This is a genomic window from Paenibacillus amylolyticus (genome assembly GCF_003719335.1).
In the GTDB taxonomy this organism is placed as follows: Bacteria; Bacillota; Bacilli; order Paenibacillales; family Paenibacillaceae; genus Paenibacillus; species Paenibacillus amylolyticus_D.
The window spans coordinates 294,552-311,786 of the sequence record NZ_RIAS01000002.1 but is presented as its reverse complement, the minus strand read 5'-3'; the positions used below and the strand labels follow the sequence as shown (position 1 = coordinate 311,786).

17 protein-coding genes are annotated in these 17,235 nt (G+C 46.7%); 8 read left to right on the top strand and 9 right to left on the bottom strand.

Annotated elements, in window-relative coordinates; translation table 11 throughout:
- Positions 1-45 precede the first annotated feature (45 nt).
- The 3 genes from EC604_RS05160 (at position 46) to EC604_RS05150 (ending at position 2,756) form a co-directional block, all read left to right on the top strand.
- A complete protein-coding gene (locus EC604_RS05160) occupies positions 46-933 on the top strand; it encodes a sugar phosphate isomerase/epimerase family protein (RefSeq protein ID WP_123063116.1) in 888 nt (295 codons plus the stop codon).
- 144 nt (positions 934-1,077) lie between these two features.
- Positions 1,078-2,145: a Gfo/Idh/MocA family protein gene (locus EC604_RS05155; protein ID WP_123063115.1), complete on the top strand. Its 1,068-nt coding sequence runs from the start codon at positions 1,078-1,080 to the stop codon at positions 2,143-2,145.
- Between the two features lie 65 nt (positions 2,146-2,210).
- Positions 2,211-2,756 carry a GNAT family N-acetyltransferase gene (locus tag EC604_RS05150; protein WP_123063114.1) on the top strand — a complete coding sequence of 182 codons (546 nt, stop codon included), beginning with the start codon at positions 2,211-2,213 and terminating at the stop codon, positions 2,754-2,756.
- Positions 2,757-2,816: 60 nt separating this feature from the next.
- On the opposite strand, the gene EC604_RS05145 is transcribed toward EC604_RS05150, so the two are convergent.
- Positions 2,817-4,136 (bottom strand): glycoside hydrolase family 125 protein, encoded by a 1,320-nt coding sequence (locus tag EC604_RS05145; protein WP_123063113.1) that lies wholly within the window; start codon positions 4,134-4,136, stop codon positions 2,817-2,819.
- Positions 4,137-4,375: 239 nt separating this feature from the next.
- On the opposite strand from EC604_RS05145, the gene EC604_RS05140 reads away from it, so the two are divergent.
- The gene (locus EC604_RS05140; protein ID WP_123063112.1) at positions 4,376-5,437 is read left to right on the top strand and encodes a LacI family DNA-binding transcriptional regulator; all 1,062 of its coding nucleotides are present in this window, start codon (positions 4,376-4,378) and stop codon (positions 5,435-5,437) included.
- A 168-nt stretch (positions 5,438-5,605) separates the two neighbouring features.
- Here the strand turns inward: EC604_RS05140 and EC604_RS05135 are convergent, their stop codons facing one another.
- The 3 genes from EC604_RS05135 to EC604_RS05125 form a co-directional block, all read right to left on the bottom strand.
- Positions 5,606-7,225: a hypothetical protein gene (locus EC604_RS05135; protein WP_123063111.1), complete on the bottom strand. Its 1,620-nt coding sequence runs from the start codon at positions 7,223-7,225 to the stop codon at positions 5,606-5,608.
- The gene (locus tag EC604_RS05130) at positions 7,206-7,775 is read right to left on the bottom strand and encodes an RNA polymerase sigma factor (protein WP_123063110.1); all 570 of its coding nucleotides are present in this window, start codon (positions 7,773-7,775) and stop codon (positions 7,206-7,208) included. Before EC604_RS05130 ends, EC604_RS05135 begins: the two co-directional genes overlap by 20 nt.
- A 168-nt stretch (positions 7,776-7,943) precedes the next feature.
- A complete protein-coding gene (locus EC604_RS05125) occupies positions 7,944-8,459 on the bottom strand; it encodes a mismatch-specific DNA-glycosylase (protein WP_123063109.1) in 516 nt (171 codons plus the stop codon).
- A gap of 120 nt (positions 8,460-8,579) precedes the next feature.
- Here EC604_RS05125 and EC604_RS05120 point away from each other — a divergent pair, with 120 nt between their 5' ends.
- From EC604_RS05120 to EC604_RS05105, 4 genes are all read left to right on the top strand, one after another.
- The gene (locus tag EC604_RS05120) at positions 8,580-9,500 is read left to right on the top strand and encodes an AEC family transporter (protein WP_123063108.1); all 921 of its coding nucleotides are present in this window, start codon (positions 8,580-8,582) and stop codon (positions 9,498-9,500) included.
- Positions 9,501-9,760: 260 nt separating this feature from the next.
- Positions 9,761-10,831, top strand: coding sequence for a WXG100 family type VII secretion target (locus EC604_RS05115; protein WP_123063107.1), 1,071 nt, complete (start codon positions 9,761-9,763; stop codon positions 10,829-10,831).
- Between the two features lie 52 nt (positions 10,832-10,883).
- Positions 10,884-11,360, top strand: a complete 477-nt coding sequence (locus tag EC604_RS05110) for a hypothetical protein (RefSeq protein WP_151458049.1) — start codon at positions 10,884-10,886, stop codon at positions 11,358-11,360.
- A gap of 52 nt (positions 11,361-11,412) precedes the next feature.
- The gene (locus EC604_RS05105; RefSeq protein ID WP_123063105.1) at positions 11,413-12,255 is read left to right on the top strand and encodes a hypothetical protein; all 843 of its coding nucleotides are present in this window, start codon (positions 11,413-11,415) and stop codon (positions 12,253-12,255) included.
- A 140-nt stretch (positions 12,256-12,395) separates the two neighbouring features.
- On the opposite strand, the gene EC604_RS05100 is transcribed toward EC604_RS05105, so the two are convergent.
- From EC604_RS05100 to EC604_RS05085, 5 genes are all read right to left on the bottom strand, one after another.
- Positions 12,396-12,647 carry a hypothetical protein gene (locus EC604_RS05100; protein WP_123063104.1) on the bottom strand — a complete coding sequence of 84 codons (252 nt, stop codon included), beginning with the start codon at positions 12,645-12,647 and terminating at the stop codon, positions 12,396-12,398.
- Positions 12,648-12,829: 182 nt separating this feature from the next.
- On the bottom strand, positions 12,830-13,264 hold the full coding sequence (locus EC604_RS30385; protein ID WP_345789255.1) for a hypothetical protein: 435 nt from the start codon (positions 13,262-13,264) through the stop codon (positions 12,830-12,832).
- Positions 13,149-13,559 (bottom strand): pentapeptide repeat-containing protein, encoded by a 411-nt coding sequence (locus EC604_RS30910; protein WP_345789254.1) that lies wholly within the window; start codon positions 13,557-13,559, stop codon positions 13,149-13,151. Before EC604_RS30910 ends, EC604_RS30385 begins: the two co-directional genes overlap by 116 nt.
- Before the next feature lie 259 nt (positions 13,560-13,818).
- Positions 13,819-14,373 (bottom strand): GNAT family N-acetyltransferase, encoded by a 555-nt coding sequence (locus EC604_RS05090; RefSeq protein WP_161556862.1) that lies wholly within the window; start codon positions 14,371-14,373, stop codon positions 13,819-13,821.
- Positions 14,374-14,604: 231 nt separating this feature from the next.
- The gene (locus EC604_RS05085; protein ID WP_123063406.1) at positions 14,605-17,214 is read right to left on the bottom strand and encodes a polynucleotide kinase-phosphatase; all 2,610 of its coding nucleotides are present in this window, start codon (positions 17,212-17,214) and stop codon (positions 14,605-14,607) included.
- Positions 17,215-17,235 lie beyond the last annotated feature (21 nt).

Sequence of the window (17,235 nt, the reverse complement as noted above, 5' to 3'; positions counted from 1 at the left end):
TGTGTCACGAAGTACTATAAGCCAATATTGGAGTGAATTACAACCATGAATCCATCCATTCGTATCGGAACCCTTGTAGGCGGCCATGATGCCGTTCGGGTCATTCCGCAAATTATGCAACACGGCTTCGAATCTTTTAATCTGACGTTCTGGCAAAGCACAGGCAGCCTTGATCTGGCAGAAACCGCCAAACGCGTACGCGATATCGTTGACGAACACGGTATCACCATATCGGCTGTAAGTGTATTTGGTAATCCGCTCACCGGCTCAGGGGATAACGCTGACACCTTGGCAAGCTGGGAGCGCGTCATTGACCACGCGCAGCTTTTTGGAGCAGAGATCGTCTCCGGCTTTACCGGACGTCTGACCAATCAGCCGATTGACGAATCGATTCCACGGTTCAAGGAAGTGTTCGGTGAACTGGCACGACGGGCGGCAGACCGGGGTGTACGCATTGCTTTTGAAAATTGTGATATGGGTGGAACGTGGCAGACCGGCGACTGGAATATCGCCCACAACCCGACCGCCTGGGAAATGATGTTTAATGCCGTTCCTGATGAAAATGTCGGTCTGGAATGGGAACCATGCCACCAGATGGTCAGCTTGATAGACCCGATTCCACAGCTTCGCAAATGGGCCCCCAAAGTGTTCCATGTCCATGGCAAAGACGCAACCATCGCCTGGGATGTTGTCAAAGAACATGGTGTGCATGGCCCGCATGAATTTGTCTGGCATCGCACCCCTGGCTTTGGAGACAGCAACTGGGCAGATATCATCACCATTTTGCGCCAGAACGGTTACCAGGGCACCATCGACATTGAAGGCTGGCATGATCCGGTGTACCGGGACGAACTTGAAATGACCGGGCAAGTCCACGCATTGAATTATTTAAAACATTGCCGCGGGGGCAGCTTTGTGCCCAATCCTGTATAAAGAAATAACGGCATGAATACAGGGTTACTCATGTGCCCAGAAAAGTCAAAAAGCACGTCACAAGCACATGTACTACTAACATGGAACAATCACTTATAACTTGGATCAATAACATCTATGCATCTATATGAGGGAGTTGAGCACATGACCTACCCTTATCGGGTTATCATCGCAGGTTGCGGGGCAATGGCAAATACTTGGGCGGACTATGCCAAAGAAAGACCAGATACAGAAATCGTGGGGCTCGTTGATCTCTACGAAGAAGCTGCGTCATCATTTGCCAAACGTCACAATTTATCCTGTCCAACATTTACTAATATTCATGATGCCCTTGAGGCAGTCGATGCCAACATCGTATTTGATGTGACCATCCCTTCCAGCCATTATCATATTGCGATGACCGCACTACAGGCAGGTTGCCACGTCTTTGGCGAAAAACCGCTGGCAGAATCATTCTCGGACTGCACGGACATTGTGCACACCGCCCGCAGTACAGGACGTATTCAAGCGGTGATGCAGAACCGCAGGTTCGATCCTCGCATCCGTGCCTATCGGCAGCTCATTTCCAGCGGAACGATTGGACAGCCGGGATATGCAGGGGCAGACTTTTTTATCGGGGCGCACTTTGGTGGTTTCCGCGACCTTATGGACAGCCCGCTTTTGCTGGATATGGCGATACATACCTTTGATCAGGCGCGTTATATCCTTGGTGCTGATCCGGTGTCGGTGTACTGTCACGAATTCAACCCTCCAGGTTCCTGGTATAAGGGCAATGCGATGGCCATATGTATTTTCGAAATGTCCGACGGGTCTGTGTTCGATTATCGGGGGTCTTGGTGTACCGAGGGCGTGCCGACATCCTGGGAAGCAAACTGGCGTGTAACCGGTGAAAAAGGAACCGCCATCTGGGATGGTCATGACGATATCTATGCTGAAGTGGTCAACGCACTTAAGCTGGAAGCTGATGGCAAGCCATCTTTCCTCCAGCGGGCTGAACGAATCGAGGCCGAGCTGCCTGTAATGAACAAAACCGGACACCACGGCTGTCTTGAAGAGATGTTTGCTGCACTTGAGGAAGGGCGATTGCCCGAAACGGATTGCAGTGACAACCAGTTCAGCATGGCTATGGTGCTCGCCTCTCTTGAAAGCGCACGAACCGGACAGAAAGTGCTGATTGCAGATTTATTGAAAACAACAGGGCCGTCATCTTGAGCAAGATTAGGGTTAATGTTGTTTAAATAAATATTTTCAATCGCCATCAAAGGAAGTGAGTCTTATTGCGTAATGAAAGTGAAATTATTATTTCTCCATTAAATGCGGACTTAATAGAGGATATCCATACGACAAACGATTACTTTACGTTATTCGGTAAAATCATCCCCAGTTTACAATCTGGACAATGGACCTATGAAGAAGTCCTTTTTGATGAACCGAAAGAAACGCGTTTTCCAGATGACAAACTGGATTGGATCGAATATATAAACCAGGAAGATAAAATGTTGTTTTTAGCTTATATGAATCAGGTATGTATAGGACAAATTAGAATCATCCAAGATTGGAACCGTCTCTGTTATATTGAAAACATTGCTACGAAAAAAGAGTATAGAGGCAGTGGAGTCGGAAAACTGCTCTTAAATAAAGCAGAAGAATGGGCAAAACAAAAAAACCTTATCGGAATGTCCCTCGAAGCACAAGATGATAATCTGGGTGCATGCCGATTTTATGTGAAACAAGGCTTCATACTAGGTGGAGCTGACACACTCAAACAGTCCTGTACTCCTAATATTGATACCACTTTATACTGGTATAAGTTATTCACGTAACGATGGCTTTATAGAATAAGGAAACAGCCGTTCCAACATAGGGACGGCTGTTTTTTTCATCTACAGAATCTGCTTTTTCATCGCCTTGTACACCAGTTGCGCAAACAAACTGTTGGACCAGGCGAACCACGGACGCGTATACGTGTCGGGATCATCGGCATGAAAGCCTTCGTGCATATAACCCGTTCCCGCATCGGTGCTCTCCAGCACATCAACCATGGCCAGCATCTCGGCGTCATTGTCCGCCGTTAGTCCTTGCATGGATAACGCCATGTGCCAGATGTACCCGGGAGGAGTGTGCGGGCTGCCGATGCCCTTGGCCGCTGTGCCCTCATAATAGTACGGATTTTCTTTACTCAAAATAAAACGCCGTGTGTTCTGATACACCACATCATCTACGGATACATATCCGATATAAGGGATCGACATGAGTCCCGGTGTGCCCGCATCATCCATTAGACAGACGTTGCCATACCCGTCCGTTTCGTAGGCGTAAATCTGTCCATATACCGGATGACGATGGGTACCATACAGGGCAATGCCATGCCGGATTTCCTCCTCCAGCCGTGCCATACGGCTCACTAGCTGTTCGTCACGGAACACCCATTTTGCAATCTCCCCCATCTGGCTCAGCGTCACTGCGGCGAACATATTGGACGGGATGTTGTAGTGAAAATCACAGGCATCATCGCTTGGACGAAAGCCTGACCAGATCATGCCCGTATAGTTTACTGGCATCCCCATTCCCTCATTGCGTAACGTATCATGAGCTGGGCAGTTGCGACGCATGAAACGATACGGAGATTGCTCTGTATGCCGCTGCTCCGTTTCCCACAGATGCACGATCTGCTCCATGACCTTTTTAAAACGTTCATCAAAGATGTCTGTAAGCTCCGTCTCACGCCAGTATGTATAGGCCAGCTTCATGGAGAAGCAGAGGGAATCCAGCTCAAACTTCCGCTCCCATACCCAAGGCGACATCTCTGTCTCATCATTCGCGTCCCAGTGCCAGCCATTGGCCGTTTCGTTAAAAGCGTTCGCATAGATGTCTATATCCGCATAGAACGTATGCCGTTTAATCAGCCCTCCGATAATATGTTGCAACTGCGCGTCATGCTTCGCCAGCGGAACATAATGGATCACCTGCTCCACTGAATCCCGGAGCCACATGGCAGGGATATCTCCCGTAATCACAAAGGTGGTACCGTCATCTAACAGCTTGGTGGTCGTTTCGAGCGTGTTCGGAAAACAATTATGGAACTGAGCCAGCAGTTTCGGTCTGTGCTTCAAGTGCTCATCTGCTTCAGCCAAAACTTCACGAACGGCTTGGGGTAATTCTAGCTCAGGCATCGGGATTTTAGGTAATCTGAACTGATCCATGGGAGTCCTCTCCTTTTCTATGTAAACTGTTAATCAACTAATATAGACTTTTAAATAGGACCATTGTTATTTTTGTTATTATAAATTATAATAACGTTATTATTCTGTAAGTGTACCTGTTCCATGAGAGCACGTCAATTCACAATTAATCAGTTTTCCTAATCAATCATCTATAAAACATAAGTCATTTCCCCCCGTCCATACCGACTCATCCATCTGTCCATAAAAGGAGTAATCATATGTCTCGAAAAGTATCGATCCAGACGCTGGCTGACCAGCTGGGGTTATCCAAATATGCCGTGTCCCGCGCGCTCAGCGGTAAAACCGGTGTCAGCGAATCTACGCGTGCACGGGTTCTGGAACTTGCCCGTGCACTCGGGTATCGTCAGAGTACACCCGGCTCGGCGGGCCATTCTGCCAGTACCAATCAGGCTCATAAAGCCGAACCTCCATTTGTCCTAATATGTATGAATCAGCTTAACCGCGGTGAGCCGCACTATTGGCAGCGTGTGCTGTCAGGCATCATCTCTGGCTGTAACGAGCAAGGATGGCATCACGTCATTGTGTCACCTTCACTGGACTTGCCCGGCAAAGAAATCGCACCTGAAAAAGCGATCGCACCTCATCTCGACTGGAAGCGCTGTGCCGGAATTATCGTTATGGGCGCTTTCCCGCATACCGTGTTGCAGACGCTGGTACAGACAGGCCGCCCCATGATTTTGGTCGATCATCAGGAGCCTTTGCTGAACTGTGATACGATCAGCCATGATAATCTGGAAGCCGGCATTACTGCGGCCAGATATCTCATGTCGAAGCAATGCAGACGCATCGGCCTGATTACTGATGACGGACGTGCCGCCAGTTTTGCACAGCGTAAGATTGGAATCGAGCTGGCTTTGAATCATTTTCATACCGAGGCAAGGGAAGAAGTGAGCTTTCAAGCTTGGAATGTAGCCTATGAAAACGGGGATTGGGTGAACAAACTCGCCGCCACAATCAAGCAACTCCCTGCTGAAGAACGCCCTGACGCGTGGATTGGGGCGAATGACGATATCGCCTTACAGTGGATGCACAAACTTCAGCAAATGGGATTATCCGCGCCTAAGGATTGCCTGGTCATCGGAATTGATAATGTGTACACCGCTGCCACCTCATCTCCCCCGCTGACTACGGTACATTTGTGCAAAGAGGAACTTGGGCAACGAGCCGTCGAGGCTTTGAAGCGTCGAGTCGAACGCCCAGGTACACCGAAAGAGACGGTCATGTTATCCACTACATTGATTCCAAGGGATTCGGCTTAATGGTCTATCCACATCAAAAAAGAGCCTCGCATTTGATGATGCAAGGCCCTTTTCTTTATAATCCATACTCGATGACGTTTCCTCAGAGCGCTCACACTACGATGTGATTATATGACTCCACGTCTGATCTGTTACAGAACGATCTTGCCAACCTTTGCATAGTGCTCGTTATTGATCCCAAGGCATACTTGAATCACTTGAAAGGTTTACTTTCCAGTCTACATCCCGGAAATCACGATGTACAACCGTTCGTTTTAACGTCAATTTCGTACCCGTATCCTTGTTGAACCCATGAACAATGAGCTTCACATCTTCGACAACGTACTCTTCATTCAGATTGGCTGGTTTTCTAATCCCCATGACTTCAACCGGATACTCTTTTCCTGTAGAGTCTGTTGCGACCCACTGATCACCATAAAACTCATTTTTGAACAATGCAAGGCCCTCCAGAACAAGAGAAGCTTGACCCCCAGTTTGGCCATTCGATGACTGCCCACGCTCATAATTAAACCGATACAATTCAAGTTGATCCCCAAAGTGTTTAAATGAGGCAAACGCATAGAACTTAGATTCCTCACTAGCCTTATCCAGATCAACTTCCATCTTCTGTCCTTCTTTCACAGGTATCGTGTAACCGTCCAGGACAAAGCGGATATTTTCTGCATGCAGTTTTACCAAAGACGGGTCCCATGTCTCCGATATCTTAAGTGGCCCCCCCGCACTCACTTGACTCAAATCTCGATAACGGAATTTGGCCTGACGTGCATTGGGTCTGCCCCCGTTGAAAATACGGTACTCTCCCGTGTCCATAACTTCAATATGATATAAAATGTCCATATCCTTTGCCCAATCTTCTCCTGCTTTCGCACGAAGCTCGTCGTTCAGATTCACTTCCAGATCAAGCCGGGTTCCGTTTGGCGTCTGCACCAATTGCGTCATAGCCAGTTCCAGCCCTTCCGGTGTTGTATAGGACGCATCCATCGGGGTTTCTTTGGACATCACTTTGGCTTGGGTCATATCCAGTTTAAACTGGAAGCTCCAGTCTACAGAGACCTTTTTGTCCGTATAGGTTTTGGTATTCACATCATAGCCATTCCCTACATTTAAATGTCCGAGTTCTCCACGAACAGTGATTTCATCAGGAATGTCTCGATGTAACTGAAACACCAGCTTATTCAGAGAACCAGTGCCTTGCCTTGTATCACGCGCAAGCTCAGCAACATTATTACCCTTTTCATCTGTAATGTGGATATCCTCCGCTTTGGAATTCAAAAGATACATTCCAGTGCCATCAGGTGCCGTTTGCTGTAACATAAGTATAAGTTGGGAACCGTCTACAAGCACATCTTCAATCTTGAGTTTGTACCCCTGATCATCGATATCAATGTTCGGGTTCACGACAAGCCCAAGCGGTTGAAGCCGTTTGTAGTCGTCTGCCAAATTGGCATATCTCAGAACCTCCGGGACAGGAATATTGGGCAAAGCGGGAATATTTACGGCGCTTACAGGAGGCTGAACTGGCTTTTCCTTTGTCCGTTCCCAAGCAGCCCAAGCCCCTCCTGCAATCAGTACCGCAGCTGCTGCGGCGATCCCCGTTCGATAAATCCATTTGCTCTTATGCGACTTCTTTGTTCCCCACGGCGCCTGCACATGAGGGCCCTCCATAGACACATGATCCAGCTCCTGCATCACTTGTAACGTAAAATCTGCATCCGGTCCCTGGCGAAACAACTCCTCCTCCCACTTGCGATCCTGCTTCTTCTCCTGCTCACTTGAAATGGGCTTCATAGGTCGATAAACCTCCTTTGCGTTCCATCTGCCTTCTCAGCATTTTCTTCCCTCGATAAAGCGCATTACGCACTTGTGCGTCACTCATATCTGTAATCGTGGCGATCTCTTCATAGGTCAGCTCATTGGTGTATTTCAAGAGCAGTACAAGCCGGTACGTTTCCGGCAGCTGTTCAAGCTGACGATGGATTTCCCGCTTCATTTCCTTGTGCATCAATCGTTTCTCAGGTGTATCTTCACTGACAGATTCGGTCTCCTGATCGGCGGTCATCATCGGTTTCCTTTTCCGCATATGATCCCTCATGATGTTCACCGCAATGGTATACACCCAAGCCGAGAAACTGCTGCCCTCTCTCCGGGTTGGCATATATCGATAGATCCGAATAAATGTGTCCTGTGCGAGATCCTGTGCATCCGGGTGACTTGCGCCCATTCCGCGCAGGATGCCGTAGACTTTATTTTTATATCGATCCACGAGCACGCTGAACAGCTGTTTATCCCCATCTATAATGCGCTGAATCAGTTCCTCCTCTGGTATCAGATGTGTCATGTAATCCCCCTTCTCTACAGCGTCCATGCATGGTTCTGTACTATATAGACGGAAGCTGTTGCCTAAATCTCTCACTTTATTGTCAAAAAAAAGAATCCACCTCCCCGGCCAACGCCGAACGGGGTGAACTCAAATCTACGAACGATAACGGAATTACGTCGATTTTTCCTATTCTCCACCGTTCTTCTCTGCCACGAAATCCGCAAGCCGGGCATAGATTGCCACAATTTCATCCATCGACATGCGTACAAGTCCACTGGACGAAGGCGCAACGAACTCCTGAATTTCTTTCACGACCGGGTCATCCTGGAATCCCCATTCTACTTTGGAGCGTTGGCTGTACTGAGTATATACGCCTTTGCCAACAAAACAAGCGATATCCGGTCGATACCTCTCCAGCTTTTTGCGTAAGATTTCGCGCCCTTCCGCATACTCTTCCTTCGTAATATCCTCAATGCCTTTCGTTGGGCGGGCTACGATATTGGTAAAACCATATCCCAGCTTCAATAGCTCACCATCCTCTGTTGCATCATATAAACGCGGGGTCAGTCCGGAACGCTCCAGAATACGCCAGAAGCGATTGCCTTTGTACGCATAATGATGACCAGTCTCTCCCGAGGTAATGCTGGGATTAAAGCCAATAAACAAAATCGATAAACCAGTATCCAGATGATCCGGGATCATAGGGCAGCACCTCCTGAACTTTTTTGACCAAATCTCCTTGCAGGTGTGTATAAAATGATATAATGATCGAAGTGTTTTCCGTAAAGAACTGAAATTTTCATGAAAAAGGAAGTTGAACCAATGATTGCAGACATCATGTTAGAAGTCGTCCTGCCCGTCTTTCTCCTGATTGCTGTCGGGTCCTGGATGCAAAAGGTGTTCAAGCTGGACTTATACACTCTCGCCAAAATCAATTTCTATTGTATTACCCCCGCAGCCGTCTTTATGAGCATGTATCACTCGAATATGTCTGGTGAGCTGCTTGGCACGGTTACGCTTTTTTACGCGATCTATGTACTCATTCTCTATATTATAGGGTCTGTGGTCGCCCGCTCATTCCGCATGAACAAAGGCATGAAGGCTGCCTTCAACAATAGCATCATGCTGGATAACGCCGGCAACTACGGTCTGCCGATTAACGCACTGGTATTCCGGGGTGACCCGCTTGCCTCATCCATTCAGGCACTGGTCATGTCCTTGCAGTCTTTGCTCACCTTCACCTACGGTGTTCTATCCATCCAAGGTGCGAAACTCAAAGGAAACTACCGTGCAGTCATCATTGGTTTTCTGAAAATGCCTGTACCTTATGCACTGTTACTAGGCGTTCTGTTTCAGGCATGGAAGTTGCCTTTACCTACATTTCTGTCCATGCCACTCACCTATGCACAGCAAAGTATGGTTGCCGTTGCACTGCTGACACTCGGGGCACAAATCGTGAAATACCCGATTCGATTATATCGTCTTGATGTGTATATTAGCACATTTTTACGCCTGCTGATTGGTCCGGCAATCGGCATCAGCATCGTGCTGCTGCTCGGACTGGATGGCATAGCGGCTCAGGCACTCATTATCGCATCGGGCATGCCTACCGGGGTCAACTCTTCCATTCTTGCCGAGGAATATGACAACGAACCCGATTTTGCTGCGCAGACGGTGCTGATCTCCACCCTGCTTAACATTATTACGATTACGGCACTGATTTCGTATGCCAAAACGTTTTGAATAGTTAACGTAAGCTCACATCCCTAATTAGGGATTGTGGGCTTTTCTCATTTAGCTTCATTCGTCCCAGTTACAGGCATAAAGTCTTAAGGCAATCTCATTTCTGATCCAACCTTAGAACTGTTTCGCGCGTCAAAAGGTTATTATCCGTTGCGAAATCCCGTTTCGACCCTTAAAATTATTGGGTAATAAATTCTGGAAGTTTTATTAAATTTATCGTATCTACATATCTTCATTATCATTTCCACGAGGTGAATGTTGTGACGAGAATTGTTGTACCCCCTGAGAAACTTCAGGAGATTTCCAACCAGTTTGCCCAGGCTTCGGAACAAAGCCGAAACATGATTAGCAATCTGAGCAGGCATATTAGTTCATTACAGAGTCAATGGTCTGGCATTACGCAGGAGCGTTTCTTTCAGAACTTTCAAGTGGCACACCGGCAAATGACGAACTTCTCCACTTCGGTATTTTCCATTGGCACGGAATTGAATACGATTGCCACTCGTTTCACCCAAGCAGATCAGTCGCAAGGACAAGGCGTTAATACAAATGGAGGTCAATCCAACTCTGGCAAAAATGTGAAAACAACGTTATCAGATTTTTATGACCAAGGAAGCAAGTCTTGGGATAAGATTAACGGGATTCATGGTAATGTGGGACTGTTTGGTACCGTTATGTATTCGGCTTTGGCTACTTCTATGGTACTTTCCAAATCGGTTCATTTTAAAGTAGATCCTCGCAACTCTTCCCGTGCCAAGATTCATAATGCGCCGTGGGTAAAAGGAAAGGGAAATACTTTCCTAAGTAACATGGCACGTAAACTGGACAAACAATTCCGCAATCCTGGCTTGGTTATGAAAGGGCTAAAGGGATTTGATACACTTGCAGGCAAATTAAAAATTGGTGATATCGGGCTCGGATTCAGTAAAGCCAACAGCTTTGGTCAATGGACCCGGAATGTTATCGCTGGCGTAAATAAAGGCCAATACGGGATGAAAATTTCCAAAATCCCTAAAATGATCAGCAAAAAGCTGTTTCCAATTAACGTCGGGCTGAATGTGTGGGATGAAGGTGTCAAAACGGTTTCCAAATTTAAAGATGGTACTCTAACTAAAACAGATCTTGCCGTCTCCACATCCAATGTTGTGATTAAGTCTGTCTCTGCCGGAGCCGGAGCAATCGTTGGCGGAACCTTCGGTGGTGCTCTTTTCGGTCCCCCTGGTGCAGCTATAGGTTCTTATATAGGTGGTAGCATAGGAGCGTGGGCAGGTAATCATATAGCAGGTGCAGCGGAAAAAGGGATACGTTGGCTTACCAGTCGTTTCAAATAACGTTAAGGACAGGATATCCATCATCTGTAGAAAGTGAGTTGATTGAATATTCATGGAGTCGATTAAATTCAGTCGTTCAGTCGTTCTGTTTAGGGCTATCGGCACTCTAATTATAATGATTTTAGGAAGTATCATGATTTTAGATTTAAAAAACTTTCGATTTGGTTGGTTTAGCCCAATCTTCTACGTTTTTATTTTTGCTACTTCAATATGGTTTTTCTTCCCTGCTTTTTATAGATTGACCTTTCATCTTTTTTCGAGTACAACTCTTATCTCATTTGATCAATATCGCGTGACTTCTAAAAACGGTAGATCCCTTCTCTGGTCTGATATCAAGCGAATTGAGGCTGTTGGAGATACCATCAATAACTTTGGCCAACCTGTGCCGAGGCTATACCGTTTCAATCTTTTAGATCGATCCCATGTCGACATGTCTACTTATCACCTACTAACGAATGAACAATATCTAGAGGGTGCAAAAAAACTACGCACAGCTTGGTCTCAGAATAAACACCGTAAGGTGGAATAAGTATGAAGCCCCCATTACCTAATCATCTATACGAAAGAAGGAGATTACACTCATGACTAAACCTCTAGTTACCCTGTCCATTGAGGAATTCGGGTTTGCGCTTGCTACTCTGGGTGCAGAAGACATTGCCGCCGGGCTTCTAAAACCGATGTATGGTGAGTTAACTGAAGAGAGCTGGGAGCTTGTTCTGAGAGCTGCTTCTCACAGTCTGTTATCCAAAGGGCTCATCGTACGTATGGAAGAGACGGAGATTGAGTTCGAACCAGAGTTCTTGAAGATGCTGATGCATTTTGCCCAAAGCCGTAGCATGATTCGTGCCTATTCCGACAGCCTTGGGCAAGAAAAGGTACTAACCATTCACCAAGGTACAGGTAACAACGATACATACTTATATCATTTGGCTGTCGATCAACGTGTGCACCTGTTTACCTGGACAGAACCGAAGGAATGGGAGGAAGAGCTGTTCCGTTTTTACTCCGGACAACAGGAGCCGTTCGTTGAGCAACCTACTCAATTTACAGTAACCGAAGCACAATGGAATATGCTTACCAACGAGGATAAATACACTTCATTAGTAAACTTCATGAGTGATTGGGAACTTTCCTATGAATCGCGCGAGTTACTATCACGTTGGCATGAGTCCTTTGAAAAGTCTCGTCGGCAACTAGATAACCTAAGTATTATTCGTTATACCAGCAACCAAACAGACTTACCTTTGCCAGAACAAGCCCTGCTCATGCTTCATACCGAGCAAGGCTTCTGGAGCATTGCCAATGGTAAGTCTAACAGCGAACATGATGCCCTCATCGAGATTACTCAACATTCCAAACCATCCTTTCGTCATCAATTGCGGACTTGGATCGATCGCTTTGCATCCCCTGTCCCTCATCATTAAACGTATATCTAACACAAATAAGTCCAAGCGCAGCAATGAGTCGTTGCACTTGGACTTATTCTATAATGTGCCTATTCAGTTGTTGCCTGATAGTATACCCATGGTATAATCAGAATTCTTCTTAGAATGCTTAAAATAGACTATGTTTCAACCGTGGTTCGGTCCGGAAAGTTGCCGCCTTCTCTAAACAAACATCGTACCAGCCATTGAGCTGCCCGATTGAAAAAAAAGCTGGGACTGACTCCATCCACTTGTACAGGCTCTAGTTCCTTCACACTTTCCTTGATTTTGTTCATTTCAATGAGTCCCATCTTCCGCTCATTCGGTCCGAATCGATAAATAACCTTTTCATCGTCCTCCGTCTGTTTCACCAGCAAAATCAATGACGCCATACAGGTTACCCCCTCGTTACGTAGTGAGATTCCAATGCTATTAAACTTCTCTTATAATTATTACTTAGAATAGAAAGATTAGATATAGGGCTTTGGTTTATTAGACTGATTCAATCATCCTATCTTTCCTACAAAAAAAGAGGCCCTTAGGCCTCCATTTTCATCGTAACATGCAACTCGTTTCATTCCAGACTACTGAAAAATCGCTCAACAAAAACATCACCATATATTTTCTTCATATGTGCCGTGTTAAAAATATATTGTTCCATATCCTCAAGCTTGCGCAGACTGCGTACCAGCACTTTCCGATCATCGTCAGATAGATTAGGGTCATTGTCTATCTTCACCAAAGCATTTTTCACACGTGCCGATACCTGTTCCATATACAGATGGTTTTTGGACTTTGGCGGAATACATTGCGTCAGGTCACAGCCTACAAAACGAACACCGTCAAGGATGCCGTTTTCTAGATTAACGATTAGCTTCTGTTTACCATTTCCCTCAAATGTAATATCCACCAACTTGCCGGTAAAAGGAACAATTGACGATATTCGCAGCTTGTAAAATCCGGTCATTGAATCTACACTTAGCAAAGGTGCAGTCGATAAACGTAGCATTTTCCAAAGTCATGCCTCTCATATCGCAGGAGGTAAATTCACAATTGGTGAACACGGCTTCATCCTTGCCAATGCCAACAGAGCGCAAGTCGGACCGAATAAATGTACAATGATCCACTGTGCTACCTTCAAAAAATCTCGCATTCGTAAGATCACAGGTATCAAATACAAGATGATGCAGGTTACAGTTCCAGAATATAGGTGAACCAACATTCGAGTTAATGGCCGTCGCTCCGCTTATCGTTTCGTGTTCATACCTCAAAATATCAGAAAAACATTCGTTGTCTACTGACATACCAGACTCAAGTCTTCTCATCCCGATCACCCTATCATTCCTTCCAAAGTTTAACCCGACAACTTCTTTAAGAAAAACATCGTTTGGACCCCAATTTTTTTTTCCTGCTCTTAACTCGTTATTATATCATAAAGCTATTTATATATTGAGATAAGCACTGTTGTCTAGGAACGAAAAAAAGTCGCTGAAATAGCGACTTCAATGAAATCATACACTAAACGCAATAAATATTATGTCTAAATAATGTTGTTATATGAATTTATTTGTGTTTTTTTATCACATTATGTCTTGGATCAACGAGCCATGTAAACCGTTCCTTATTCATATATACTTCCCGAGCATTCACAATAGACGGAATCACATCCTCACCTTTGTAAAACACTCTTCCCCCTACTTTCTGGATCGGCACATGGTAAGAGATGCGCAAGGCTCTCATCAGCACCGGCTCCAGTAACATGGCATAATAACTAATCTGATTCATTTCCGCGTAATGTACAATTGCAGACAATAATTCCGTAACATACTGCCCACGAAAGGTGGATAAAATAGCCAGTTTATCGATCTCTGCAATATGCCCCATCTCTGCCTGAATCAATGGGTGCTCCTGAAAGGGGCCGATTTCGTTCATGGAACTCTCTTCCGTGTAAGGTTTGATCTCAATCGAACCAACATAATGCCCTTCCTCCGTAACTACAACATATCTTTCTAGAAACACCTCTGAGAACTCAAACTCAAATCCTTTCTCATTCCATACCGTTGTCCATATTCCATTGAACATGGCAAACTCCAATTCATTTTCCACACGTTTAAACATGGTCTTCGCTTCCTTTCTGAGTTCTTTTTTTGGAAAACTCACCATTACTATCGGTGCATGCAAAGTTGCTATTTATACAAAAACACCGACACCAGGATTCACCAAACAAAGAAAGAAAGCGAAGAACAAACGGTATGTACCGTTAAAACGGAACAACGCAAAAAAAGGAATGTAACAGGATGGGAAATCATCCAATTACAATCCTTTTCAAGTTCGTCCATGAACCGCGCCCTATAAACGTGGATCTACGCGTTCCGATTCCAGCGATAACGTGGCGAGCACACATTCATGAATCCGCTCTATGGATTCTCCTCGCACGAAACGTTCGATTCCTTCCATGCCCAAAGCACTTTCAAGGAGCGCATGTCGCTCTTTTTTGGATGTTTTACGTTTGCGAAGACGGGACACGTGCTCGGGAGCCAAATAATCCATGCCGTAGATGATATGCAAATAGGCACGTCCTCTAACTTTGAGCGCAGGCTGCATCATTTTGTTACCATTCCAGCTACGGAATGTCTCGGGTTTGATGACGATTCCCTCATGTCCCTCGGCCGTCATTTCCTCCCACCAGCGAATGACCTCTTCCTCATCCGTCTCATCCGTTATGATCCGATATTCCGTCTCCATTATCAGCGACGACAACTGAGCCAGCTCACGGTTTTGTTGCATATGCCACTCATGTGTATGCTCCCAGAATGTTCCCGTACTGTGAGCCAGCGTATGGAATGGTGCAATACGAATGTCTGCAATATCCTGTACATCCCAGCAATAATACTGGAACACATTCCGGAATGTCTGTGCATTCGCCAGTTTAACTTCTGTTTCCTGTAACCAGTCCGCAACGTGGCGGCCCGCGCTCATAGCCTGGCGAATTTTGTCCATCACTACGCTGCGATCCATCAGCGCTGCCTCAGCGACATGCGCATATTGAGATGCAATAAGCTCCCGCGCTTTCAGGTTCCAAGGTACGATCTCTGCATCCAGCAAAACAAATTCGGTGGAATACCGCTCGAAATAACCACTTGCGGTCAAGTCTGCATGTAATCCGGTGAGTACCTTCTGTTCTGTCTCGGGATCAAAAAAGGATCGACCTGTACGGGTCACGATGCTGCCCAGCATCGGTCTGCCTACTCGCAGCGATGCTGCCTGTTCGTCGCGGAACAGGAGAAGAATTGCTCGGCTACCCATATGTTTTTTCTCGGCTACCATACGGGTCACGCCCTGAGAACGGTAATAGCGGAACGCATCTCTCGGATGCTCCATAAAATCTTCTACCGAACATTCCCCGGGCGGCGGGCTCATCGTTGGCGGGATATAGACAATTTCCTCCAGTGGCACCGTAAAATGAGAAAAGGTATCCAGTGCCGTCTGCGCCACTTCTCCCTGCACAGCGACATTCAGCCGCGAACCCGTCTGAACGGTAAAACCGTCCTTGAACTTGCGGATATTGGGCGGTGCAAACCGCTGCTGATTCCAGCGTTTCAACGGGCTGTCTGGATCTTGGGCATAGTCTTGCTTCGCCGGTACACTAATGCTCTCCCGTTCCGGCATTCTCCACGCCGTAAGCATACCGCCAAACACAACACCCTGATCGATATTCACCGTATCATTCACAATCGTAGGGTATGGCCTTGGATCATGTCCCCAGACAATGCATTCACCGGACGTATGATCCACGTACCAGTCTTTACGGACGGGCCGGCCCTTCTCATCCGTTCCTTCCACATCTCCATAGCGACAGTAATCCTGAATGCGTTTCGACTGCTTGCCGATAAAATGATCCCGTATCCCGGCATGGGCAACCACCACTTGTCTTACCCCATTCCGCGTAAATACCAAATGAGCAGGTGCATTCAGCAGAAAATGCTTCAACGACTCCCTTACCCTTTTCGCCTCTTCACTGCCTCGCTCCTGTTCAAGCTGGAGCAATTCGGCTTCCACCCGTTCATCCCCATGACTTAAGGTGACATCACGGCCGTCCAGATAACGTGCAATTTTCCAGCCATGGTTACTGTCAACCATATAAGCAAGACCAGCGGCACAGTGTTGCTGCCAGAAAAACAAACATTTTAACGATTCCGGCCCGCGGCTGCTTACATCTCCGACAGAAACGAGTTTCCGCCCTTCGGGATGGCGCATCAAGCCATCTTCTTGTTCAGCGACGTATCCCAGACGTTGAATGACTTCCATCATCTCATCATAACAACCGTGGATATCGCCAATGATATCAATCCCCGTCCCCATGTCTAACATCAACGGATTCGTTGTGCGTACAAAGGTTACCGGGTAAGGGTGCTTCAGCACGTAACTGGCATCGAATCCTTCATCACGGATCGCACGCAGCGTACGCTTGAATTGCTGTGCCTGTTGTTTTACGCGTTGACGACCACGCGGATGCTTACGCTGATCATCACGTTCAAGTAATACATGCTCCGGTACATCCAGTACTACCGCGATAACGGGGACATGGGATTTGCGTGCCAGCTCAATTAACCGTCCGCGATCCTCGGGATACAGATGAGTCGCATCCACCCAGGTCAGCTTGTTCAGGCGACAACGTGTGGCGAGCATGGCTTCCATTGCTTCAAATGCTTTGGCAGATACTTGCTGATAATCTGCATACAGCACATCCGCTTCACTGCGAGGCCGCTGCCTCCATTCCACATACTCGTCGTCCCCGACCAACATGCGGAACTGATCGGACGAGACTACCTCGGTAGCGCGAATGACATCCTTTTCCACCAGCTCTGCCAGCAGTGTGCTCTTTCCACTGTTCGACGGGCCAATCAGCACAACGATGCCTGCATGCGGCAGTTGAATCTCTCGCTGTCTATCCTGCATATGACTTTCAACTTGTCGCTG